At 63.8% G+C, this 2,951-nt stretch carries 1 protein-coding gene; it reads right to left on the reverse strand.

From position 1 onward, the window contains the following. Positions 1-517: 517 nt before the first annotated feature. Positions 518-2,644, reverse strand: coding sequence for a long-chain-fatty-acid--CoA ligase (locus tag AB843_RS24500; protein WP_048649548.1), 2,127 nt, complete (start codon positions 2,642-2,644; stop codon positions 518-520). Positions 2,645-2,951 lie beyond the last annotated feature (307 nt).

Consider the following 2,951-nt stretch of genomic DNA (forward strand, 5'->3'; position numbering starts at 1 on the left):
TAGAGCAATTCCAGGAAAAGTGGGAACCGATTTTCCGTCCGGAATTGCGGAAAAACAAAGAGATAGAGCATTTTCTCCGCATTTATGCGGGCGTCAGATGATTCCACCTGGCAGCTCAAATGCTCTAGGCTTGGCCCCTGCAAAGACGCGGCTTTATCCCCGCCAGCCGCGCGCCTGTCCGCCCCTAGACGGCCACCTGCCGGGGCTCGACCCGTTCGCGCTGGGCCGGCGCTGCAGGCCGCGATGCCGCGACCGCCGGCATGGTGCGGCGGATCAGGGCGCTGCGGGAGGGTGCATGAGGGTTAAGGGTGCATGACAGCTGGTGAAGCCGCGCCCCTTCACTCACCCCCCTCTGGCCTGCCGGCCATCTCCCCCTCAAGGGGGGAGATTGGCCATCAGGGATGACGGCATTTAATCACGGCTGTTGCAGAACTGGTGGTAAGCCCCGTGAAGACTGATCTCCCCCCTTGAGGGGGAGATTGCCGGCAGGCCAGAGGGGGGTGAGTGAAGAAGCGCCTCAGCGCAAATCCTTGCGCAGGATCTTGCCGACATTCGACTTCGGCAATTCGTCGCGGAACTCGATGTATTTGGGCCGCTTGTAGCCCGTCAGGTTTTCCTTGCAGTATTGCTTGATGTCGGCCTCGGTCAGCGCCGCGTCCTTCTTGACGACGAACAGCTTCGGCACCTCGCCCGAATGTTCGTCCTCGACGCCGATGATGGCGGCTTCGAGAATGCCGGGATGGGCGGCGATCACATCCTCCACCTCGTTGGGGAAGACCTTGAAGCCGGAGACGACGATCATGTCCTTCTTGCGGTCGACGATCGTCACCTGGCCGGTTTCGGCCATCGTGCCCATGTCGCCGGACTTGAAGTAACCGTCCCTGGTCATGACCTTGGCCGTCTCGTCGGGACGGTTCCAGTAACCGGCCATGACCTGCGGTCCGCGGATGCAGATTTCGCCCACCTGGCCGAAGGGCAGGTCCTTGCCCTTGTCGTCGCGGATCGTCACTTCGGTGGAGGAGATCGGCAGGCCGATCGTGCCGGTGAACGCCTTCTCGTCGAAGCGGTTGACCGTCGCCACGGGCGAGGTTTCCGACAGGCCGTAGCCCTGCGAGATGACGCAGCCGGTCAGCTTCTGCCAGCGCTCGGCCACGACGCGCTGCACGGCCATGCCGCCGCCGAAGGTGACCATCAGGCTCTTGAAGTCGAGTTTCTGGAAATCCTCATTGTTGAGCAGCGCGTTGAACAGCGTGTTGAGACCCGGGAAGATGTGGAACTGGTGGTTCCCCAACTCCTTGACGAACGCCGGGATGTCGCGCGGATTGGGGATCAGCACGTTGTTGCCGCCGAGCTTCGTGCCCATCAGCGCGTTCACCGTCAGCGCGTAAATGTGATACAGCGGCAGGGCGCAGATCAGGGTAGGCGCCTCCGGCTTCGGCCGGTCGATATAGGCGCTGCGGAACCAGAACTCGTTCTGGACGACGTTGGCCAGCACATTGCTGTGCGTCAGCGTCGCCCCCTTGGAAACGCCGGTCGTGCCGCCCGTGTATTGCAGGAAGGCGTTGTCCGACAGGCCGGTCTCGACCGCCGTGAAGCCGCGCGCGGCTCCCGTCTTCAGCGCGTCGTTGAACGCGACATGGCCCGGCAGCGACCAGGAAGGCACCAGCTTCTTCACCCGCCGCACGACGAAATTGACGATGAAGCCCTTGAGGCCCAAGAGGTCGCCCATGGAGGCGACGACGACGTGCTTGACCGGCGTCTTGCCGGCGACCGCCTGCAGCGTATGGGCGAAATTCTCCAGGATGACGATCGCCTCTGCGCCGGCATCCGTCAATTGATGTTCCAGCTCGCGCGGCGTGTAGAGCGGATTGACGTTGACCACCACATAGCCGGCCCGCAGCACCGCCATCATGGCGACCGGGTATTGCAGGACATTGGGCATCATCAGCGCCACGCGCGCGCCTTTCTTCAGGCCGAGCGATTGCAGGTAGGCGGCAAAGCGCGTCGACAGCGTGTCGAGCTCGCTATAGCGGAGCGACTTGCCCATGCTGGTGAAGGCAGGGCGGTCGGCATAGGCGTGGCAGGCTTCGACCAGGAGGTCGGCCAGCGAATTGTGCGTGAAGGGACCGATCTCGGCGGGAATGCTGTCGGGATAGTGGCCGAGCCATGGCTTGGCCGTCATCGGCACGCGCCCGTTCGCCGAACCGGCAGCGCTTTTCCTTGTTGCCGGCTTGCCGCTGGCCGCCTTGCCGGCAGTCTTCGTCGTTGTCCTTGCCGCCGATGTCCCGGCGCTTTTGGCCGCCGGCCCTGGCTTCTTGCCGGCGCCGGCCGGCTTTGCCGCCTTTTTGGCGCTGCTCGTTCTGGCAGCGGCCGTCTTGCCGGCGCTCCTGGGGGTTGTCCTTGCGGCCGATGGCCCGGCGCTTTTGGCCGCCGGCCCCGGCTTCTTGCTGGCAGCGGTCGCCGTCTTGCCGGCACTTGTCGATGCCGCCGCCTTCGTCGTCGCCTTCGTGGCGGCGGCGGTTTTGGTGGTGCTCGTCTTGGTAACGTTCGTCTTGGCGGCGCTCGACTTGGCGGCGCTCTTTGCCGCCGCCGTCTTACCCGTCGCTGCCTTGCCCTTGAAGGGCTCCTTGGTGGTCTTGGCCAACTGTTTCCTCCCAGAAAGAAATCAAGGTATAACGTTTACGTTCACGTAATACCAGACGCGGCGGCCTCTGTTATCAACATCGCCGGCGGGTATGGGACACGGTCATCCTGCTTCCCCCTCATGACGGACAGTGTATTGCGACTTCGCCAGACCCGGCAAGGGGGCGTGGCATTTCGACTTGGCCCGGGAGCCCTGCCCGCTTCCAAAGCGCTTCTTTCCCAAGTATGGTCGCCGCAAGATCGGCGAAGGCCGGTCCCGGGGCATCGTAACCCCACCAGCAGCGGCCGGTGTCGGCCGCAATGACACC

The organism is Nitratireductor soli, from assembly GCF_001050155.1.
Taxonomy (GTDB): Bacteria; Pseudomonadota; Alphaproteobacteria; order Rhizobiales; family Rhizobiaceae; genus Nitratireductor; species Nitratireductor soli.